The organism is Phenylobacterium sp. (genome assembly GCF_030698145.1).
Classification (GTDB): Bacteria; Pseudomonadota; Alphaproteobacteria; order Caulobacterales; family Caulobacteraceae; genus Phenylobacterium.
In genome coordinates this window covers 29,378-47,095 of the sequence record NZ_JAUYNW010000046.1, presented here as the reverse complement: position 1 = coordinate 47,095, position 17,718 = coordinate 29,378, and the positions used below count along the sequence as shown (strand labels likewise).

The window sequence follows — 17,718 nt, the reverse complement described above, 5'->3', positions numbered from 1 at the left end:
CTCTCAGGTGCGCCGCGCTCATCCCCGGCGGCGCGTGGGGATGGCGTCAGGCGGCGATGTCGAGTACCGGCGGCGTCCAGCCGGCGACGTGCAGGTCCCGCAGGATCGCCTTGAGCTGGGCCTCGTCGGCCCCCTCCCAGAAGATCGCGACGGGGACCGGGGCGTCGCCGGTGGACAGGTGCGCGGCGAGGCGTGCCGGCGGCTCGATGAGCAGTTCGACGTCGCCGTTGATGACGGTGGACAGCTCGATCGCCGCCGGCGCGATCTGGAGGCGCTTCAGCAGCGCGCGGGTCACCCTGGCGAGGTCCTGGTTCCAGAACGTCTTCCAGCGTTTCGGGTCTTCCAGCCCGACCCGGTCCATGCCCGGAGCGAACTGGGTCAGGTGGATGCGGATGACCTGCTGGGAGGTGCGAGCGGCGCTCGCATGGTCCGGGCCGCTCACCGCCAGAACCCGAAGCGACGGGCGTCAGCCGGCGGCGCGCCGCTGCCGAAGGTCAGGTGACAGGCGCTGGCGCGCTCATCGGCATCGTTGGCGGCGCACTCCAGGGCGTCGGCGTGTTCGGTCGCCTCGAGATAGGCGCCGTCGGCCCGCAGGCATCGGGCGAGGAAACGGGCTTCACCGGGGGTGAAGACCTCCCGGCCGCCGTCGTCCAGGCGGACGATAACCTTGGCCTCGACAATGGCGCCGGTGCGGACACCGAGCGCGGTCAGGCTCAGGCTGGGCGCCAGGGAGGTTTCGAGACGCAGCAGGATCGTCGCGATGCGCTCGGCTTCGCTGCTGATGGGTGAGTGGATGGGCTGGGCCATGTGGCGCTCCTGGAAGGGTGCGCCTCGCGAAAGACCGGACTCGAAGCGAGGCCGGGGGATTTGTGCGTATTACGCACCCTCTGGCAAGAGGATTTGTGCGTAACACGAACTTTCGTCGTTTGGACAGCCGAAATCGAGTTCTGGATTCACTTCAATTTGTGCGTGGCAGCGGTTCGGACGAGCCGGTCTAGCTACTTCTGGTAATGGGCGCGCACGGGCCGGGCGCTGTGCAACACCACGTCTTCGATGGGCGGGCCGTTGGGGCTCTCAAGGGTATAGCGTCCCGGCTCTGATCCCCGCCGAACTCGTTTGACCAGGCCCAAGCCGTCGTCAGTTTCGACGACGCACATCCGCCCCAGGAACTCATCTTCCTCAAGGCGCTGTTCGCCACGGATGACCAGGTCGTCGCCGTCGTTATAGACCGGATAGCAGGACGTACCGGAGACCTGCAGGGGGATGGCGTCACCCCAACTCGCCGGAACCTCGACATATCGCCAAGGCGGGTTTTCTATGGCCTCGATCCGCGCGCCAGCTCCGACCATGCCGCGGACGGCAACCATTCGTGAGTCAACGTCGCCATAGCGAAGGAACGCAGGCGTGACGCCGAACACCTGACCGGCCCGTTCCACGACATAGTCGGGCAACTGGTGATCGCCGGTCTCATATTTGGAGATCATCGGCCGCCCGACGCCCAGGTGGTCGGCTAGCTCCTCCTGGCCCATCTTCGCACCCTTGCGAAGCGCACGAAGGCGTCCCCCGGCCGTGGTTTCATCCACCGGCAGGGAGGGGCGTCCAACAGAAGCGGACTTCGCGCGAGCGACCATAAATGGGGCTATCGCGACAATGTGCGCGGTGCGCACGTTCATAATCCGAACGAAATCCCTAGCCAGTTTGTTCGAATCACGCACAAAACCTTAGCCATGGCTAGCGAATCTCCCATCCGACATATCCGGCGGGCGGTCTTTGGGGTGACCCAGGACGAACTTGCCACCATTGGAGGCGTCAGCCGCCCACGCGTCTCGCGCTATGAGACCCAAGCGGACACGCCGACCTTTCCCTTCATGCGGCGGGTCCGCGAAGAGGCATTGCGGCGCGGCCTCGCTTTCAGCGGCGACTGGTTCTTCGAACACCCTGCGGCCCGCCTGGGCGACGCCGCCTCGGATGAGGGGACGGGCCAGTGAGCTACGCCGCCCGCCGCTTCCGCAAACCGGCCGTCCCGACCGAAGCCGATCTCGCGGTCCTGCGCCGCCTGGTTATCCGCGCCCGTCGGGTCGCCAACGCACCGCTGGACGAGAAGCATCGGCTGCGCCTGCAGCGGACTTCCGACCAGGCCCGCCGCGCGGTCCTGCCGATCGGCCATCAGAGCCGGCTGAGCGCCTTCGTGAAGCTGATCGCCCTGGGTCAGACCTGGTGGCGGCTGTCGGAAGCTGACCGGCGCATTCGGGCGGCCGAGCTGGCCGAGTACGCCGGGGAGTGCGACGCGGCGCTGGAGGCGCCGTCAGGCCCCACCCGAACGCGGGCCGACATCCATGGGTGAGATGGCCAGCGGATATCGCAACGCCGTGGCCATCGCCGTTCGCAAGGGCGAGCTGACCGCCGAGGAATTGGCGCTGGCCGCCGCCTGGCGCGCCCAGCGCATGAGCTGGGGAGCCGTCGCCCGGGCGCTGGGCCGATCCGAGCCCGACGTGCGCCGGGAGTGCGACGCGGCCTGGGCGACGCGCTGATGGCCCGCCCTGCCGCCCATAGGGCCGTCATGGCCTCCCGCGAGCCTGGTCTGGACCCGGACGACTTCTTCCCGACCGGGCCATGGGGAGGGCGGGCGGGCGGCGAGATCATCAAGCGCCTCGATCCCAAGGCGCGATCGGCGGGCGAGTTCGCCTGCGGCGCCGGCCACATGGTGCACGCGCTGCGGGACTACTTCCCCATCGTCCGGGCGTCGGACGCCTACCCCTACGACGGCAATGTCATCCACGACTTCCTGGGCGAGGCGGACCCGCCCTGGGAGGTCGATTGGATCGTGAGCAATCCGCCCTTCGCGGACGGCAAGGCCGAAGCCTTCATCCGCCGCGCCTATCCGCTAGCCCGGCGCGGCGTCGCCATGCTGCTGCGGGTGGGGATGCTGGAGAGCGCCACCCGCTATCCGCTGCACATGGAAGACTGCCCGCTGACGGTCTTCGCGCCGTTCTGCGAGCGCCTGCCGATCACCAAGGGGCGCTGGGAGCCGGACGGCAATTCGGCGGCTTTCTACGCCTGGTTCTTCTACCTGAAGCCGGTGCTGCGCCCTCGGCGCTTCATGGCCCGGATCGGCGAGACCTATCACCCGGCGACCTATCTGATCCCGCCCGGGACTGAGGCGCGGCTGACCCGCGAGAGCGACGCGCGGTTATTCGGCGCCGTCGACCGGTCTAAGGTCGGGGGCCGGCGATGACCGCCTATGCGAACGGCGCTCGCACGGAATCCATCTTCGACGCTGCGCGCAGGGCCGTGGCGATCGAGGACCTGGCCAGCAAGGCCGGGGTGAAGTTGATGAGGGCCGGCCGCGAGCTGCGCGGCCCATGCCCGATCTGCGGGGCCGGTTCGAAGTCCAAGTCCGGACCCTTCGCGTTGCGGGCCGACAAGCAAACCTTCCGGGCCTACTGCGGCTGCGACCTGCGCGGCGACGTCGTCGACCTGGAGCGCGCCCTGGGAGGCGGGAGCCCGCTGGAGGCCGCGCGACGCCTGGTGGGCGGCGAGTACCGCAGCACGCCCAGGCCGGTGCGGGAAACGCGCCCGGAACCCCAGGGGCCGTCCGTTTCCGATCGGGTGGCGCTGGAGCTGTGGAACGGCGCCCATTCGTCGATCCGCGGCACTCTGGCCGAACGCTACCTGCGCCGGCGCGGGATCGCCGCCGAAGTGGTCGCCATGGTCGGCGAGCGCCTGCGTTTCCATCCCCGGGCCAAATGGGGCTGGGATGACGAGGCGCGGGCCTGGGTAACGGCCCCAGCGATGCTGGCGCGGGTGGAGACGGACTCAGGGCCGACCGGGGGCGTCCACGCGACCTATCTGACGCTGGAGGGCCTGAAGGCGCCGCTGTCGCCGGCGAAGCGCATGTGGGGTCCTCAGGCCGACGCGGAAGGCCGCCCCGGCGGCGCCTGGCTGATCGGGCCGTCCGGAGAGGGAGACCTGGTCACCGGGGAGGGGATCGAGACCACGCTGGCCGTGGTGACCCTGGGCCTGGGCAAGGGGTTGCCCCTGAGGGCCTGTGCGGCCCTATCGCTCAATCGCCTCCAGGGCGGGGTGGAGCGCGACGAAGAGGGGCGTATCGATCCCTTCAATCCCAAAGGTGACCCGACGAACCCCGCTTTCACCTGGCCGGCGCCGCCCGACGCGCCCTGGTCGGAAGTCCTGGTGGCCGTCGATCGCGACATGAGCGCGATCCGCGTAAAGGGCCGAACGGCGCGGGGGCGGACCTGCTGGTTCGAATTCGGCGCCGAACAGCGCGCGAGGATGTGCGGCCGACTGGCCGTGGCCGCCTGGCTCGCCGCCGGCGCGCCAAAGGCGCGGGCGATCGCCCCGCCTCCTGGGTCTGATTTCAACGACGAACTGCGCCGCGTTCTGGCGCTGGGGTGTGGGGCGTGAGTGGGTTCGATGACTATGACCAGGTGGCCGGGGGCGAAGACGCAGCAGCGGAAAAGAAGCTGGGCGTCTTCCCCAATCCCGACGTCAAGGAATGCCCGGTCGTCCCTTTGGGGTTCGAAGGGCCGCGCGTGGTGTTCGCCATGCCGGAGGGCGAAATCCGGAAGGAGCTGGCCGCCAAGATCGGGACCATGCTGAAGACGGATATCTTCGCCTGCCAAGCGGGGGCCGCCTTCCTGGTCAACTGGCGCGACCCAGACGACAAGTTCGTCCGCGACTTCGCCGCCATGTGGTTCGTGCGAAAGTGCCGAGAGGCGGGCCTGTGGGACTCCAGCCGGCCGATCCGCTCGCTTGGCGTTTGGCCCGGCGACGCGACCAGCATCGTGTTGCACGTCGGCGATGAGGTCTGGCGCTACAGGGTCTCCGGCGAGGTCGAGAAGCTGCCCGTGGCCCAAGCGCTGCGGGAGCGACGCGGGCCGCTCTATCGGCTGCGCCCCCCGGCCCCCCGGCCGGATGGCATGGCGTCGGCCGCCGACGGACTGTGGGCGCGGGACCAGCTCGATTCCTGGCGTTTCGAGCCCATAGGCGAAGATGGGCTGACCGGGGCCGACGTTACCGCCGGTTGGGTCATGGCGGCGCAACTCGGCGCCGTGGCGCCGTTCCGGGGCCACCTCCTGGTCAATGCCCTCCAGGGATCGGGGAAGTCGACCCTGGTCGAGTTCGCCCAAGCCCTGCTGTCGGCCCAGGCCGGGCCGGTGATCGACAGCTTCACGGAAGCGGGCCTCAGGAACGACCTGGCCGGAATGGCGCGCGCGGTGCTGCTGGACGAGGCTGAGGGCTCGCCGTCGACCCATGGGCCAGGCGTGGTGGAGCGCGCCCTGGAGATGCTTCGCCGGATGGCCACGGGGTCAGGCGGCACACGGAAGATGGGCGATATCGGCGGCGGGTCGATCACCCAGACCGCCGTGGGGGCCGTCATGCTGGCGGCGATCAATCCGCCAAGGTTGGGGCCGGCCGACGCCACGCGGATTGTAGAAGTGCGGCTGTTGCCGCTCTCCGGATCGGATCTCGAAAAGGACGTCGCCAAGCCGCAGTTGGTCACCGATCTCCAACTAGCCGGAGCGATCGAGAAGGCGCATGCCCTGGCGCCGGCCCTGCTAGCCCGGGCGCTGGCCGGGGCCTGGCGCTACAAGGCCGATGTCGCGGAGGTGAAGGCGGCCCTGCTGCGGAGCGGAGAGTCGCCGCGGGCGGCCGATCTGATCTCCATGCTAGCCGCTGGGCGCCTGCTGCTGCTGAGCGATGATCCCCTGACGCCGGAGACGGCCGACGAACAGGTGGACTTCTGGCGGCCCCTCCTGGTCCAGCGCGAGTCCAGCGAGATCGTCTCCAACGCCGGGGCCGACTGCCTGGCGCACCTGATGGCGGCCGACTCCGGCCTGCATGTCCGCGACAAGCGCCAGACCATCGGGGAGCTGCTGCAGCGCTGGCAGAACAACGAGCGGGAATACGAGGAGCTGCTGAAGACCCTCGGGATGCGCATCTGGGAAACCGACGTCAGGGGGCGGCCTGGGCCGTTCCTCATCGTCGCTAACCATCACCCGTTCCTGGAGCGGATTTTCGAGAAGACCAGGTGGGCGGACTGGCGACGGACGCTGTCCTACCTCGACGCCCTGGGACCCGAGTTCAAGACGGCCGCCACGAAGAAGCAGCGCTTCGGCGTCGGGGTGGAGCAGCGCGGCATCGCGATCCCCCTCACCCCCTGGTTTGAGAAGCCGTTTCGCGGGGTCGTGACGCCCGGTTCCGGCGGCGTTCCCACTGGCGTTCCGGGGGGAGACCTTGATTGGCCTGACTAAACCGCCGGCTGGGAACGCCGGAACGCTCGGAACGCACCTAGGCCCCCTGCACAAGCGAGCGGGCGCAGGACAGGCGCAATGCGTTCCATGCGTTCCGACCGTTCCGCTACCTCTTTTTCCTAACACTTTCAGAAAGATAGACCGGAACAGCAGCGGGAACGCTCGCGGAACGGTCGTCCCATCGCCCTTCGGAGCCCACCATGGGTAAGTCGCACGCTCTCTCGAACCGCAAGCGCCGCCTGGCTTTGAAGGGCGTACCCAAGCCGGCGAGAGCTGCTGGCCTGACCGTGACCGTAGCGGCGAAGGCCCAGGCTGAGCCGAAGGGCATGGCCGCCCGGGTGGCCCAGCAGGATGAGGTCGCCTATCGGCAGGCCGGCATGGTGGCCCAAGCCCTACGGGAGGACGCCGTGGGTGAGGTTGGCCCCCTCGACCCTCGGCAGGCCGTGGCCGAAGAGTTCGGCGTTGAGGTGGTGGATGGACGTATTCGGATCAGGAACCGCGATGGCCTGGCGCTGCTGCATCGGGCCAAGGGTCTTACCGATGACCAGGCCAAGGGCGGGCTGGCCTTCCGGCTCTGCTACGAAGCCCAGGCTGGCGGCCTGGCCAGCGGCCTGGGCAATGCAGGGCAGGGCGGCGGCGGTCGGAAGGTGACATCGTCGGTGATCGTCCAGCGCAGTGCCGCTGAGCTGCATCGGGTCTACATCCTGGCCCGGCTCAACCAGATGGAGCGCGCGGTGAATGCTGCGATGGTCGATGGGCGCGAGCTGCATGCCCTGCGGATGATCGCCGGAGAGGGCCGCACGGTGCGCGAGATCGCCGGCAGCAGCGGCCACGCGAGGGAGGCCTACCGGGCCGCCTTGGTCCGGGCTCTCGACGCCATCGTTCAGGCCTTGCGAATCGCAGGCCATTAAGTTCATACAAAGGACACCGCTGAACTTGCGACTGAAGCCCGCCCGGCCCCGCCGAGGCGGGCTTTCCATTGGCCCTCACCTCACATCAAACCCTTGCCCAGCAAGGAGCCGTCGCGACCCGCCGCCCTCGGCGAGGGGTCGCGGGTCCTCCCCAGGGGGGCGGCCCCCTATGCGGTGGGGCTGAGCGCGAAAGTCCGTTAGTTCCGGCCCTGAATTCAATTTGAACTCGGTGAACCATGGCCCTTCTGATGAGCCAGACGGAGTTCGCCGCCCGCCACCAGGTGGGAAAGCCGGCGGTCTCGAACTGGAAGGCGAAGGGCCTGCTGGTCTTCGCGCCCGATCCCGCCCGCCCGGGCAAGCAACTGGTCGACGCCGAGAAGTCGGACCTGCTGGTCCGGGGCACGATCGACCCGACGCGGGGACGGCCTCGCACGTCAGATCAGGGCGAGGCCTCGGCGGCCCAGCCGGAGACGACCAGGGCGCCGCCGGCGCCGACCGCGATCGAGGCCGCCCGCCTCGACGAGATGCAGCAGCGGACTCGCCGCCGCCGGATCGAGACCGAACAGCTTCTGGGCAATCTGGTCCCGCTGGCCGAGTACGAACGCCGGGCCGGCGACATGGCCCGCCTGGTGAGGGAGCGGACCCTGGCCCTGGTCCGGCAGCACGCCGAGCGCCTGGCGGCCGAGACTGAGCCTCGGACGATCATCTCCATCCTGGGCGAGGCCTTCGACGCGATGTTCGACCAGCTCGCCGCCGACATCGACGACCAGGCCCGGGCCGAACGCGAAGCCGACCACACCTTGGCGTCGCTGGACGACGAAGAGGACGAACCCCCGGAGGACTGACCGCGTGAACATGCACGTCCGGCCCTTCGGCTACGCGGAGCCGGTCCTGGATGCGAACGCCGCTCGCATCGACCGGGCCTTCGCCGCCTCGCTCCGCCCGCCGCCCCGGATCAGCGTCGCCGACTGGTCGGCCAAGCACCGCCACTTCGGCGACGACAGCCCGTATCCCGGCAAGTACGACGCGACCCGCGCGCCCTACCTGGTCGAAATCCACGACAAGCTTTCGCCCTTCGATCCGACGAGCGAAGTCCCGATCATCAAATGCGCCCAGTCGGGCGGCTCGGTGACCGCCGAAAACTGGATCGGCTACATCAGCGACGTCGCCCCCGGCCCGCTGATGTACGTGCAGGCGACGATCACGGCGGCCAAGGATTGGCTGGCCGAGAAGTTCTGGCCGATGGTCGAGGCCACGCCGCAACTCAATCCGGAGCGCCGCGGTTCGATCATGCCGAAGCGCTCCCGCGAGGGAAACGGGACCACGGCGCTACGGGTGCGGTTCAAGCGCGGCGGCTGGATGCTGATCGCCGGCGCGAACTCCGCCGCCACCCTTCGCCAGCACTCGATCCGCTACGCGATCGAAGACGACCTGGACCAGTTCCCCGACGACCTGGACAACCAGGGCTCGCCGGAAAGCATGGTCGACGCCCGCCTGACGACCTTCACGCGCCAGGGCATCGCCAAGCGCCTGAAGATCAGCACGCCGACGAACAAGGGCGCGTCGAAGATCGAACGGGCCTACGGGCTCAGCGATCAACGCCGCTTCTACCTGAAGTGCCGCCAGTGCGGCGACCGGTTCGATCCGGTGTGGGACGACCTGAAGTGGCCGGACGGGGAGCCGGCCAAGGTCCACCTGAAATCGCCCTGCTGCGGCTATCCGGCCGCCCACTGGGAAAAGGCCCTGATGTCGCTCGCCGACGGATGGGTCCCGACGGTGGAGATCGACGGCGAGAAGCCGCCGCGGGTGATGTCGGAAGAGGACTTCCAGCAGGCCCGCGCGCGCGATGTGAAGGGCCGCCAGCCCGGCTACCACATCACCGGGATCATCACGGCGTTCATGACCTGGGCGACGCTCTGCACGGGCTTTGTGGCCGCGCAGGGCGACGTCAACAAGCTGCGGACCTGGACGAACCTGCAGCTCGGCGAGGTCTTCGCCCTGAAGGGCGACGCGCCGCCGGCCGAGAGCCTGGAAGTCCTTCGCTCTCAGGACTGGGACAAGCATCAACTGCCCTGGGGTCCGGTCGTCTTCACGCTGGGCTGCGACATCCAAGGTGATGGGATCTACTTCGAAGCCCTCGGATGGGCCTATGGGCTTGAGAACTGGAGCCTCGACAACGGCTTCCTGCCCGGGCCAACCGACGTCCCCAGCCAGGGCGCCTGGGCCGTCCTCGAGGACTATGCGAAGCGGACCTTCGAACTGCCGGGTGGCAAGGCCTACGGCTTCGATCAGATCGTTGTCGACGCCGGCTACAACACCGAAGCCGCCAAGGCGTTCTGCCGCCGATCGCACAAGCGGCTCCCGATCTTCGGCCGCGATGGTTGGACGTTGCCGATCCTCGGCCGCAGCCAACCCATCCACTACGACCAGGGCAAATCGAACCGGGTGAAGCGCCGGAAGAAGAAGGCCGGTGAGGACGCCCACTTCGTCGGGACCTACGGCGCGAAATACAGCTTCTTCGGGTTCCTGCGCGCCTCGATCCAGTTCGCCGAGCGAGAGGCGAAGGGCGAGCGGGCCGAACGTCTCCCCGGTCGCATCCATTTCGGGCGTCACGCGACCGCCGACTACTTCGACATGCTGACCAGCGAGAGCTGCGTCGTGGAAGTGAAGGCCGGTCAGCCTCGCCGGGTGTGGAAGGTCGAGAGCGGCCGTCAGAACCACTGGCTGGACTGCCGCATCTACAACCGCGCCGCGGCCGAGGCGATGGCCTTGGACAACCGATCCGAGACGGACTGGATGGGCCTACAGGCCGATCGTTACGCCTCGCCCGACCCCCTGCAGGGCGACCTGGTCGCTCGGATGATCAACCCGATCCCGGTGACGCAGCCTCTCCCCACGAGGGCTGACAATCCGGGGGCAGCGCTCGCCGTCGCACCTGCGCCGGCGGCGGGCGCGCCAGAGCCGTCCACCCCATGGATTCCTGCCCGAGAGGACTGGCTTAGCTGATGCCCGCACCCGACTACGCGACCGAAATCTCCGGCCTGGTGAACGCGCTGGCGTCCGGGGAACTGACGATCGAACAGAACGGCGAGCGCGTGACCTATCGGAGCGTGAAGGAAATCCGCTCGGCCCTCGATCACTTCCGCGACCTGGCCGCCTCCGCGTCGACCTCGGGCCAAGGCCAGTTCGGCTTCAGCGCGCCCGCGCACAGCCGGGATTAGGCCATGACGCTTGGCGAGGTCCTGGACCGGGTTATCGAACCCTTCGATCCCGCGCGGGTGCGTCGGCGGATCGCCGAACGCATCGCGGTGCGGGCGATGCGGGACTACGAGGTCGCGACCTCGGGCCGGCGGACGCAGAATTGGCGTCGCCCGTCGTCCAGCGCCGACCGCGAGGGCGCCCGCGCGATCGAGAAGTCCCGCAACAGCGGTTTCGACCTGGTCCGCAACAACAAGCACGCCGCGGCGATCGATATCCAGCTCACCGCCCACCTGGTGGGCGACGGGATCGCCGCCAGCGCCGTCCACGAAGACCCGGGCGTCCAGGCCCGCGCCCAGCAGGAATGGGACGCGTTCGCAGGCTCGAAAGTCGACGGTCGCCAGGACATCTATGGCGTCCAGAAACTGGCCTGCAGCGGGATGGTGGTCGGCGGCGAGTCACTGATCGTCTGGCAACCGGACGCCAAAGGCCCGGACGGCCGCTGCAAGGTCCTGGAAGGCGCCTTCCTCGACCACACGAAGAACCGCGACGTCGCCGGCTCCAATCTGATCGTCCAGGGCGTCGAGTTCGACGCCGCCGGCGACCGGATCGCCTACTGGATTTTCGACCGCCATCCCGGCGACATCGGCTTCCGCGCGAACCAGTCGACCCGTTTCGAAGCCGCGCACGTCGACCACGTCTACGAAGAGCGCCGCGCCGGCCAGACCCGGGGCATCTCCTGGCTCGCGCCGGTGGCCACGACGCTTCGGGACGTCGCCGATTGCGCCGACGCTCAGCTCGTGCGCGAAAAGGTCGCCGCCTGCCTGGCCCTGGTCCTGACGCCTGGTGAAGCTGGAACGCCAACCAGCCCGTTCGACGACACGACAAGTCAGGCGATCCCGGCCCCGGGCGAGGCGAAATCGCCCGACACGCTTCGCCCCGGCATGGTGTTCCGCGCCCGCCCAGGCGAGACCGCGACCGTTCTCAATCCCAATACGAGCGTTGGCGGCGCCCAGCTCATGAAACAGGAACTGATGGGCGTCTCGGCGACGACGATCCCGTACCACATGCTCACGGGTGACCCGAGCGAGGCCAACTATTCCAGCCTGCGCGCCCTGACCAACCCGTTCCACGCCCGCCTGGACGATGTGCAGCAGAACATCTTGGTCCCGTTCGTCGCCGCGCCGGCCTTCGCCCGCCGGATGCGCCGGCTGTACCTGGAAACCGGCGACAAGCGGTTCCTGGAGGTCAAGGCGACCTACGCCTTCCCGGTGCGTCGTTCGAACGATCCGATCAAGGATTCCGCCGGCGAGCAGATGGATATCCGCGGCGGCCTGAAGTCGATGTCCAAGGCGCTGTCGGAACGGGGCCTAAAGCCCGCCGATCACCTCGACGAGATCGCCGAGTTCAACAGGATGGCGGACGAGAGAGGTCTGGCCTTCGACACTGATCCCCGCCGTCTGACGGACAGCGGCATCCTGCAAGCTGCGGTCGGCTACATCGCCGGCGGCGCGAACCAAGGGAAATAATCCATGTCGGCGATCCAAATTCGGCGCGAGGTCCGCCTCGCGGTGCAGCGTCGTGAGTCCCAGGCCACCAGCTACGACCCGGACAAGCACACCGTCGACCTGACCGCCGCGACAGGAACGCGCGTTCTGCGCTGGTCCTGGACCCGCGACTACTACTGGGAAGTCCTCGACATCTCTGCGTCGGCCGTCGACCTGGGCCGCGTCGAGAAGGGCGTCTGCCCGCTGCTGGACAGCCATTCGCGTTGGAGCGTGAAGGACCAGCTCGGCGTCGTCACCGGCGCCCGGTTCGACGCCGGCCAACTCGTCCTGCCCGTCAAGTTCGGCGATTCCGACCCGGCCCGCTCGGCGGAAGGAGACGTCGCCGCCGGCAACGTGAAGGGCGTGAGCATCGGCTACCGGATCACGGAACTCACCCTGACCGAACACAAGGAGGGTGATTACCCGGTCTACACCGCCACCCGATGGGAGCTTCTGGAAGTCTCCCTTTGTCCCGTTCCAGCCGACCCGGATGCAGGGGTCCGGTCGGACGATGGATTGAACCCCTGCGTCATCATCACAACGGAGAACCGGCACATGGACCCGGAAGATATCGTCAACCCCGGCCCCGCGCCGGCTCCTCTGAACCGCGCCGATCCGGTCGCGCCGCCGGCTCCCGCGCCCGCGCCCGTTCCGGCTCCGGCGGCCGATGCGAGCGGCGCTCGCATGACCCCGGCCGAGGCCCTGTCGTTCGTCGAGGACGCCCGCGCCTTCGGCGACGCCATCGCCGTCCAGGCCCGCACCTGGGCGACGGACATGACCCCGGAAGCGGCGCGTTCGCACCTCCTGCGCACGGCCGCCGACGCCCAGCGGACCCAGGCCCCGCTGCAACCCGCCCATTCGGGTGTCCGCATCAATGTCGATGAGCGCGACACGATGCGGGAGGCGATCGCCAGCGCCCTGGCGCACCGCCACGACCCGAGCCAGGAGCTGACCCCGGCCGCCCGCGAATGGCGGGGGATGAGCCTGCTGGAGATGGCGCGCCGGAACTTGGAAGAGAACGGCGAGAAGGTGCGGGGCCTTGGCAAGCGCGAGCTGGCCGACCTGGCGCTGCGCATCCATTCGACGTCGGACTTCCCCCACGTGCTGTCGAACGTGGCCGGCGCGACCCTGCGCCGGGGCTACGAGGAAGCGCCGCAGACCTTCAAGGCCTGGCAGCGCCGCGCGACGGCTCCGGACTTCAAGCAAATCTCCCGCCTGCAGCTCGGCACGGCGCCGGCCTTCCTGCTGGTTCCGGAGGGCGGTGCGTTCAAGATGGGGACCATCGGCGAGGGCAAGGAAGTCTACGCCCTGGCCACCTATGGCCGCCGCTTCGCGATCACCCGCCAAGTCCTGATCAACGACGATCTGGACGCCTTCACCCGCATCCCGCAGATGTTCGGTGCGGCGGCGGCCCGGTTCGAATCCGACGCGGCCTATGCGCCGCTCATCGCCAACCCGAACATGGCCGACGGCGTGGCTCTCTTCCACGCGACCCACGGCAATCTGGCGGGAGCGGGCGGCGCGATCTCCGAAAGCACGCTCAACGCCAGCGACGTGGCCATGGGCAACCAGGTGGGCATCGGCGGGGAACAGTTGAACCTCGCGCCGAAGTTCCTGCTGGTCGGCCGTAAGGATCGGGTGGCGGGTCAGAAAATCCTGTCGGGCATCCAGGCCACGACGACGGGCGACGTGAACGTCTTCGCCGACTCCATGAGCCTGATCGTGGAGTCCCGGCTCAACCGCAGCTCGGGCGCTACGCCCTGGTTCACGGCGGCCGACCCGAGCATGGTCGACACGATCGAGTACGCCTACCTGGAAGGCGACGACGGCGTGTTCATGGAGGAGCGCGTCGGTTTCGAAGTCGATGGGATGGAGTTCAAGGCGCGCCTCGACTTCGGCGTGAAGGCCATCGATCACCGCGGCCTCTACATGAACCCGGGCACCTAAGCCTGGGGATCTAGACCCACGACGGACAGGGCCGCCTTCGGGCGGCCCTTGTCTTTCCGGACCAGCGAACGCCCCCGACGCCATCCCGATGCGATGGCGCCCGGTGTCTTCGCCGGAGACCCCGGCTCCTCCAGCAAAAGGACACTCAGACCATGAAGACCCAGATTTCCGAAGGCTCGCCCATCGACATCACCGCTCCCTCGGGCGGCACCACTTCGGGCGTCGGTGTGCTGCTGAACCTGCTGTTCGGCATCGCGGTGACGACCAATGTCGCCGGCGACGCGGTGGCGATCCACGTCAGCGGCGTCTTCGACCACATCGCCGAGGGCGCGGGCTCGGGCCAGGCCTTCGCGGTCGGCGAGCTCGTCTACTGGGACAACACCAACAAGCGGATGACCAAGACGTCGACCAGCAACACCAAGGTCGGTGTGGCCGTGGCCGCCAAGCTCACCGCCGACACGACCGTCCGGCTTCGCCTGGTCCCGACCATCTAGGACCCGGCGCGGGGGCGTCGCCTCACCCTTCCTTCCACTAATCCAGGAGAGCTTCGATGCTCCGTATCCACCTCATGGCGGCCTGCGCCGCCGCCGCGCTGTCGCCCGACAAGGACGCCGGCCACTCCCCCAAGCCGGCTGCGCCGCCCGCCGCCGGGGCCGATCCGGTCGCCAAGGCCGACGCGGCTCCGGCCCCGCTCAGCGCGGACGAGGTTGCTCCCGCCGAACCGAGGGCCGATCCCGCGCCGGCGGCCGAAGGTAATGCGGCCGGGGCCGACGTCAGCGCGCCGACGAACGCCGCCGACGCGAAGAAAGCCGCCAAAGCGGCGAAGGCTGGCGACTCCAAGTCTGTCGTCATGGTCTGGGCGCAGCCCGGCCATGAGACCTTCGGCATCGGCATGATGATCCGCACGCCGACCGAGCTGGGCGAAAACCTCCGCAGCGCCGGTCGGGCTCGCTACGCTTCGGAGGCCGAGATCAAGGCCGCCGGGGACGCCAAGCGGGATATCCCGGACGTCGAAGGCCTCTAAGGCATGTCCGCCCTCTCTGAGCGCCGCGCCAGGCTGCTGGGCGCGCTGTACCGCGCGTACGGCGAGCCTGCGTCCTGGCAGCCTCAGGGGGGCGGGCCGGCTATCCCCCTGACCATCCGCCGCCGCAACGGCGAAGACGTGATCGGGTTCGGCGACAGCACGGCGATCGTCGCGGTCGGCGAGTTGCGAGTGCGAAAATCCGAACTGACGACGGCGCAGCAGGACGACCTGGTGACCATCACCGAGACCGGCGAAGTGCTGAAGGTGAGCATCGAGCCTCGCCTGACGACGACCGGGCTCGAATGGCTCTGCGAGCCGATCCCGGTTCCCTGAGGCCATGCGCCAACGGGTCGGAATGACCGACATCGCAACCCTGCTGGCCGGCACGGAAGAGGACATCGCCGAAGTCCAGACCCGGGCGATGGAAGAGGCCGGCGAGCTGCTGAAGGACGACTGGCGCGGCGTGATCGAGGCCGCCGGACTTGGCGCGCGGCTGGCGCGGACTGTTCGAAGCCGAGCCTATCCCGCCAAGGGTCAGAACTCCCTGGACCCCGCCGCCTTCATCTGGACGAAGGCCCCCAAGATCATCGACGCCTTCTCGCGAGGCGTCACCATTCGCGCCCGGGACGGAAAGTGGCTTGCCTGGCCGACGCCGGCCGCCGGCGCCCGGCGGATCACCCCGGCGGTCTGGGAGAAGCGCAAGGGCGTCAAGCTTCGCTTCATTCCGCTGCGCGGCGGCAGATCAGCCATCCTGGTCCTCGACAATGCCAGGCTGACGGGCCGGGGGCTCGCGGCGCAGAACCGGTCGACCTCGCGCAACGGCGGCGGCTACACCCGGCTGGCGGGCCGCGCGACGGTCGTGATCTTCGTCCTGCACCGGACCAGCAGGGTCAAAAAGCTGTTCGATCTGGAGACCCTGGCGACCCGTGCCGCAGCGCGGATGCCGGCCCTGATCGACAAGCACTGGTCGCGGATGCCCGACCGCAACGCTCCCATGCTGATGGACGATAGTGGACGCCCGATCGCGCCCTTCAAGCCCTGGAGCGGCCCCAGAACGAAGGGAAGCGGCTGGTGAGCAGCAAGCGCGAACAAGTCCTGGAGGGCGTGAAAGCGATGTTCATCGCCGCCCTCGGCTCTGGCGCGGATGTCGCCCGGAACCGGGATGCTCCGCAGCGCGTCGGACCGGGCGGCAACGTGATCATCCGCGACGGAGACCCTGGGGAGCCCGACGTCCAGCTCTCGCCGCTCAGCTACACCTATGCTCACCGGATCGTCTTCGAGCTGGCCGCCTACGAGTCGACGCTGAAGACCCGGGAAGAAGTCCTGGACGACATGCTGGGCGCGATCGGCGCGGCCGTCGCCGCCGATCGCACCCTGGGCGGGCTCTGCGAATGGCTGGAGCCGGAAGCGCCCTCACCAGATGACGCCGACCCGATGGGCTCGGCCGCGATCCGCTGGACCTCAGCGGGCCTGATCGCCGTCTACTCCACGCCGAACCCCCTCACCTGATCGGAGAACGACCATGGCTCGCGCACGCGGCGCCAACGCCATCATGGCGCTGGAATTCAATGGGGGCGCCTATGGCGCAATCCCGACCGGTAACTGGCACAAAATGCCGTTCGTCTCCTCCAACCTGGGCGAGGAACAGGCGCTGATCGAAAGCGACCTGCTGGGCTATGGCCGCGCGCCGCAGCCGCCGAGCAAGGACGTGATCAATGATGACGGCGACGTCCAGGTCCCGGTCGACCTGCGCAATTTCGGCTATTGGCTGAAGCTGCTGCTTGGCGTTCCTGCGACCGCCGCCGGCGTCGCTGCGAGCGGCGCCTACGTGTTCAGCGCCCAGCCCGCAAACAACGCCATCATCACGGTCGGCGGCCAGGCCTTCACGTTCGTCACCGGCACGCCGGCGGCCAACCAGATCAAGATCGGCGCGACCCTCGCCGATACGCTCTTCAACGCCGTGCTGGCGCTCAACGCCAGCGTCGTCGCCGGCGTCGCGGTCGCCAGCTACAGCCTGGACCTGGCCGGCACGACGATCACCATCACCCACGACACGCTGGGGACCGGCGGCAACGCCTTCACGATCGTCGCCGGCAGTTCGCCCGCCACGAACGCGACCCCGTCGGGAGCCACCCTCGCTGGCGGCTCGGCCAGCGGTCCTTTCAACAACGTCTATGAGGCCGGCGCCCTGACCCTGCCGGACGCCTGCATCGAAATCGGACTTCCGGACGTGCCCTCCTATGGCGTGAACTTCGGCTGCCTGGCCAATACCCTGGCGATCGAGGTCCAGCGGTCGGGGCACCTGTCGGCGGCGATCGGGCTGATCTGCCAGGGCGAGACCCGCCTGCCCACCAGTTCGGCCGGCACGCCGACGGAACAGGTGATCGAGCGCTTCAGCCAGTTCACCAGCCAGATCGAGCGCGCCGGCACCCTGCTGGGCGATATCGTCTCGGGCGGCCTCAACTTCTCGAACGGCCTGGATAAGGTCGAGGTGGTTCGCCAGGACGGCCGGATCGCCGGGGCCGACCCGGGCATGATGTCGGCGACCGGTAATGTCGTGGTCCGGTTCAAGGACAATGTCATGTTCGACCTGGCGATCGCCGGGGAGCCTATTGACCTGGCCTTCGGCTGGCGGATCAGCGCCAGCAAACGGCTCCGGATCGTCCTGCACAGCGTCTTCCTGCCCAAGCCGCGCCTTCCGCTCAGCGGTCCTGGCGGGGTCCAGGCGACCTTCGCCTACCAGTCCTCGGCCCAGTCCGGGACGTCGCTGTTCCTCACCGCCACGCTGGTCAACGACATCGACCACTCGGCCTAAC

At 68.7% G+C, this 17,718-nt stretch carries 21 protein-coding genes; 18 read left to right on the top strand and 3 right to left on the bottom strand.

Annotated elements, in window-relative coordinates; genetic code table 11:
- Window positions 1–46 precede the first annotated feature (46 nt).
- From Q8Q77_RS05580 to Q8Q77_RS05570, 3 genes are all read right to left on the bottom strand, one after another.
- Window positions 47–442, bottom strand: a complete 396-nt coding sequence (locus Q8Q77_RS05580; protein ID WP_305581997.1) for a hypothetical protein — start codon at window positions 440–442, stop codon at window positions 47–49.
- A complete protein-coding gene (locus Q8Q77_RS05575; protein ID WP_305581995.1) occupies window positions 439–807 on the bottom strand; it encodes a hypothetical protein in 369 nt (122 codons plus the stop codon). The genes Q8Q77_RS05580 and Q8Q77_RS05575 overlap by 4 nt, the downstream gene beginning before the upstream one ends.
- Before the next feature lie 191 nt (window positions 808–998).
- The gene (locus Q8Q77_RS05570; protein ID WP_305581993.1) at window positions 999–1,673 is read right to left on the bottom strand and encodes a helix-turn-helix domain-containing protein; all 675 of its coding nucleotides are present in this window, start codon (window positions 1,671–1,673) and stop codon (window positions 999–1,001) included.
- Window positions 1,674–1,775: 102 nt separating this feature from the next.
- Here Q8Q77_RS05570 and Q8Q77_RS05565 point away from each other — a divergent pair, with 102 nt between their 5' ends.
- The 18 genes from Q8Q77_RS05565 (at window position 1,776) to Q8Q77_RS05480 (ending at window position 17,717) form a co-directional block, all read left to right on the top strand.
- Entirely contained in the window at window positions 1,776–1,988 is a 213-nt protein-coding gene (locus Q8Q77_RS05565) for a helix-turn-helix domain-containing protein (protein ID WP_305581991.1), read from the top strand.
- Window positions 1,985–2,344, top strand: coding sequence for a hypothetical protein (locus Q8Q77_RS05560; RefSeq protein ID WP_305581989.1), 360 nt, complete (start codon window positions 1,985–1,987; stop codon window positions 2,342–2,344). Before Q8Q77_RS05565 ends, Q8Q77_RS05560 begins: the two co-directional genes overlap by 4 nt.
- Window positions 2,337–2,531: a hypothetical protein gene (locus Q8Q77_RS05555; RefSeq protein ID WP_305581987.1), complete on the top strand. Its 195-nt coding sequence runs from the start codon at window positions 2,337–2,339 to the stop codon at window positions 2,529–2,531. Before Q8Q77_RS05560 ends, Q8Q77_RS05555 begins: the two co-directional genes overlap by 8 nt.
- Complete coding sequence (locus tag Q8Q77_RS05550; protein ID WP_305581985.1) at window positions 2,531–3,235, top strand: hypothetical protein; 705 nt, start codon at window positions 2,531–2,533, stop codon at window positions 3,233–3,235. The genes Q8Q77_RS05555 and Q8Q77_RS05550 overlap by 1 nt, the downstream gene beginning before the upstream one ends.
- The gene (locus Q8Q77_RS05545) at window positions 3,232–4,425 is read left to right on the top strand and encodes a hypothetical protein (RefSeq protein ID WP_305581984.1); all 1,194 of its coding nucleotides are present in this window, start codon (window positions 3,232–3,234) and stop codon (window positions 4,423–4,425) included. The genes Q8Q77_RS05550 and Q8Q77_RS05545 overlap by 4 nt, the downstream gene beginning before the upstream one ends.
- Window positions 4,422–6,275, top strand: a complete 1,854-nt coding sequence (locus Q8Q77_RS05540) for a hypothetical protein (protein ID WP_305581983.1) — start codon at window positions 4,422–4,424, stop codon at window positions 6,273–6,275. Before Q8Q77_RS05545 ends, Q8Q77_RS05540 begins: the two co-directional genes overlap by 4 nt.
- A 200-nt stretch (window positions 6,276–6,475) precedes the next feature.
- The gene (locus Q8Q77_RS05535; RefSeq protein WP_305581982.1) at window positions 6,476–7,186 is read left to right on the top strand and encodes a hypothetical protein; all 711 of its coding nucleotides are present in this window, start codon (window positions 6,476–6,478) and stop codon (window positions 7,184–7,186) included.
- Between the two features lie 236 nt (window positions 7,187–7,422).
- Complete coding sequence (locus tag Q8Q77_RS05530) at window positions 7,423–8,031, top strand: hypothetical protein (RefSeq protein WP_305581981.1); 609 nt, start codon at window positions 7,423–7,425, stop codon at window positions 8,029–8,031.
- 10 nt (window positions 8,032–8,041) lie between these two features.
- Window positions 8,042–10,192 (top strand): phage terminase large subunit family protein, encoded by a 2,151-nt coding sequence (locus Q8Q77_RS05525; RefSeq protein ID WP_305582067.1) that lies wholly within the window; start codon window positions 8,042–8,044, stop codon window positions 10,190–10,192.
- Complete coding sequence (locus Q8Q77_RS05520; protein ID WP_305581980.1) at window positions 10,192–10,407, top strand: phage head-tail joining protein; 216 nt, start codon at window positions 10,192–10,194, stop codon at window positions 10,405–10,407. The genes Q8Q77_RS05525 and Q8Q77_RS05520 overlap by 1 nt, the downstream gene beginning before the upstream one ends.
- Window positions 10,408–10,410: 3 nt before the next feature.
- The gene (locus Q8Q77_RS05515) at window positions 10,411–11,913 is read left to right on the top strand and encodes a phage portal protein (protein ID WP_305581979.1); all 1,503 of its coding nucleotides are present in this window, start codon (window positions 10,411–10,413) and stop codon (window positions 11,911–11,913) included.
- 3 nt (window positions 11,914–11,916) lie between these two features.
- Window positions 11,917–13,878 (top strand): prohead protease/major capsid protein fusion protein, encoded by a 1,962-nt coding sequence (locus tag Q8Q77_RS05510; RefSeq protein ID WP_305581978.1) that lies wholly within the window; start codon window positions 11,917–11,919, stop codon window positions 13,876–13,878.
- A 152-nt stretch (window positions 13,879–14,030) separates the two neighbouring features.
- Window positions 14,031–14,372 carry a DUF2190 family protein gene (locus Q8Q77_RS05505; RefSeq protein WP_305581977.1) on the top strand — a complete coding sequence of 114 codons (342 nt, stop codon included), beginning with the start codon at window positions 14,031–14,033 and terminating at the stop codon, window positions 14,370–14,372.
- Between the two features lie 56 nt (window positions 14,373–14,428).
- On the top strand, window positions 14,429–14,902 hold the full coding sequence (locus tag Q8Q77_RS05500) for a hypothetical protein (RefSeq protein WP_305581976.1): 474 nt from the start codon (window positions 14,429–14,431) through the stop codon (window positions 14,900–14,902).
- A 3-nt stretch (window positions 14,903–14,905) separates the two neighbouring features.
- Complete coding sequence (locus Q8Q77_RS05495; protein WP_305581975.1) at window positions 14,906–15,235, top strand: hypothetical protein; 330 nt, start codon at window positions 14,906–14,908, stop codon at window positions 15,233–15,235.
- A gap of 22 nt (window positions 15,236–15,257) precedes the next feature.
- Window positions 15,258–15,977 (top strand): DUF6441 family protein, encoded by a 720-nt coding sequence (locus Q8Q77_RS05490; RefSeq protein WP_305581973.1) that lies wholly within the window; start codon window positions 15,258–15,260, stop codon window positions 15,975–15,977.
- Complete coding sequence (locus Q8Q77_RS05485; RefSeq protein WP_305581971.1) at window positions 15,974–16,411, top strand: hypothetical protein; 438 nt, start codon at window positions 15,974–15,976, stop codon at window positions 16,409–16,411. The genes Q8Q77_RS05490 and Q8Q77_RS05485 overlap by 4 nt, the downstream gene beginning before the upstream one ends.
- Window positions 16,412–16,424: 13 nt before the next feature.
- Window positions 16,425–17,717 (top strand): phage tail tube protein, encoded by a 1,293-nt coding sequence (locus tag Q8Q77_RS05480; protein ID WP_305581969.1) that lies wholly within the window; start codon window positions 16,425–16,427, stop codon window positions 17,715–17,717.
- Window position 17,718 lies beyond the last annotated feature (1 nt).

Excerpts from the sequence above, each read along its gene's own strand:
- Q8Q77_RS05555 (WP_305581987.1), top strand. The coding sequence starts at position 2,337 with ATGGGTGAGATGGCCAGCGGATATCGCAACGCCGTGGCCATCGCCGTT.
- Q8Q77_RS05535 (WP_305581982.1), top strand. The coding sequence starts at position 6,476 with ATGGGTAAGTCGCACGCTCTCTCGAACCGCAAGCGCCGCCTGGCTTTG.
- Q8Q77_RS05520 (WP_305581980.1), top strand. The coding sequence starts at position 10,192 with ATGCCCGCACCCGACTACGCGACCGAAATCTCCGGCCTGGTGAACGCG.
- Q8Q77_RS05490 (WP_305581973.1), top strand. The coding sequence starts at position 15,258 with ATGACCGACATCGCAACCCTGCTGGCCGGCACGGAAGAGGACATCGCC.
- Q8Q77_RS05500 (WP_305581976.1), top strand. The coding sequence starts at position 14,429 with ATGCTCCGTATCCACCTCATGGCGGCCTGCGCCGCCGCCGCGCTGTCG.
- Q8Q77_RS05515 (WP_305581979.1), top strand. The coding sequence starts at position 10,411 with ATGACGCTTGGCGAGGTCCTGGACCGGGTTATCGAACCCTTCGATCCC.
- Q8Q77_RS05480 (WP_305581969.1), top strand. The coding sequence starts at position 16,425 with ATGGCTCGCGCACGCGGCGCCAACGCCATCATGGCGCTGGAATTCAAT.
- Q8Q77_RS05495 (WP_305581975.1), top strand. The coding sequence starts at position 14,906 with ATGTCCGCCCTCTCTGAGCGCCGCGCCAGGCTGCTGGGCGCGCTGTAC.
- Q8Q77_RS05570 (WP_305581993.1), bottom strand. The coding sequence starts at position 1,673 with ATGAACGTGCGCACCGCGCACATTGTCGCGATAGCCCCATTTATGGTC.
- Q8Q77_RS05525 (WP_305582067.1), top strand. The coding sequence starts at position 8,042 with ATGCACGTCCGGCCCTTCGGCTACGCGGAGCCGGTCCTGGATGCGAAC.
- Q8Q77_RS05505 (WP_305581977.1), top strand. The coding sequence starts at position 14,031 with ATGAAGACCCAGATTTCCGAAGGCTCGCCCATCGACATCACCGCTCCC.
- Q8Q77_RS05530 (WP_305581981.1), top strand. The coding sequence starts at position 7,423 with ATGGCCCTTCTGATGAGCCAGACGGAGTTCGCCGCCCGCCACCAGGTG.
- Q8Q77_RS05510 (WP_305581978.1), top strand. The coding sequence starts at position 11,917 with ATGTCGGCGATCCAAATTCGGCGCGAGGTCCGCCTCGCGGTGCAGCGT.
- Q8Q77_RS05550 (WP_305581985.1), top strand. The coding sequence starts at position 2,531 with ATGGCCCGCCCTGCCGCCCATAGGGCCGTCATGGCCTCCCGCGAGCCT.
- Q8Q77_RS05545 (WP_305581984.1), top strand. The coding sequence starts at position 3,232 with ATGACCGCCTATGCGAACGGCGCTCGCACGGAATCCATCTTCGACGCT.
- Q8Q77_RS05575 (WP_305581995.1), bottom strand. The coding sequence starts at position 807 with ATGGCCCAGCCCATCCACTCACCCATCAGCAGCGAAGCCGAGCGCATC.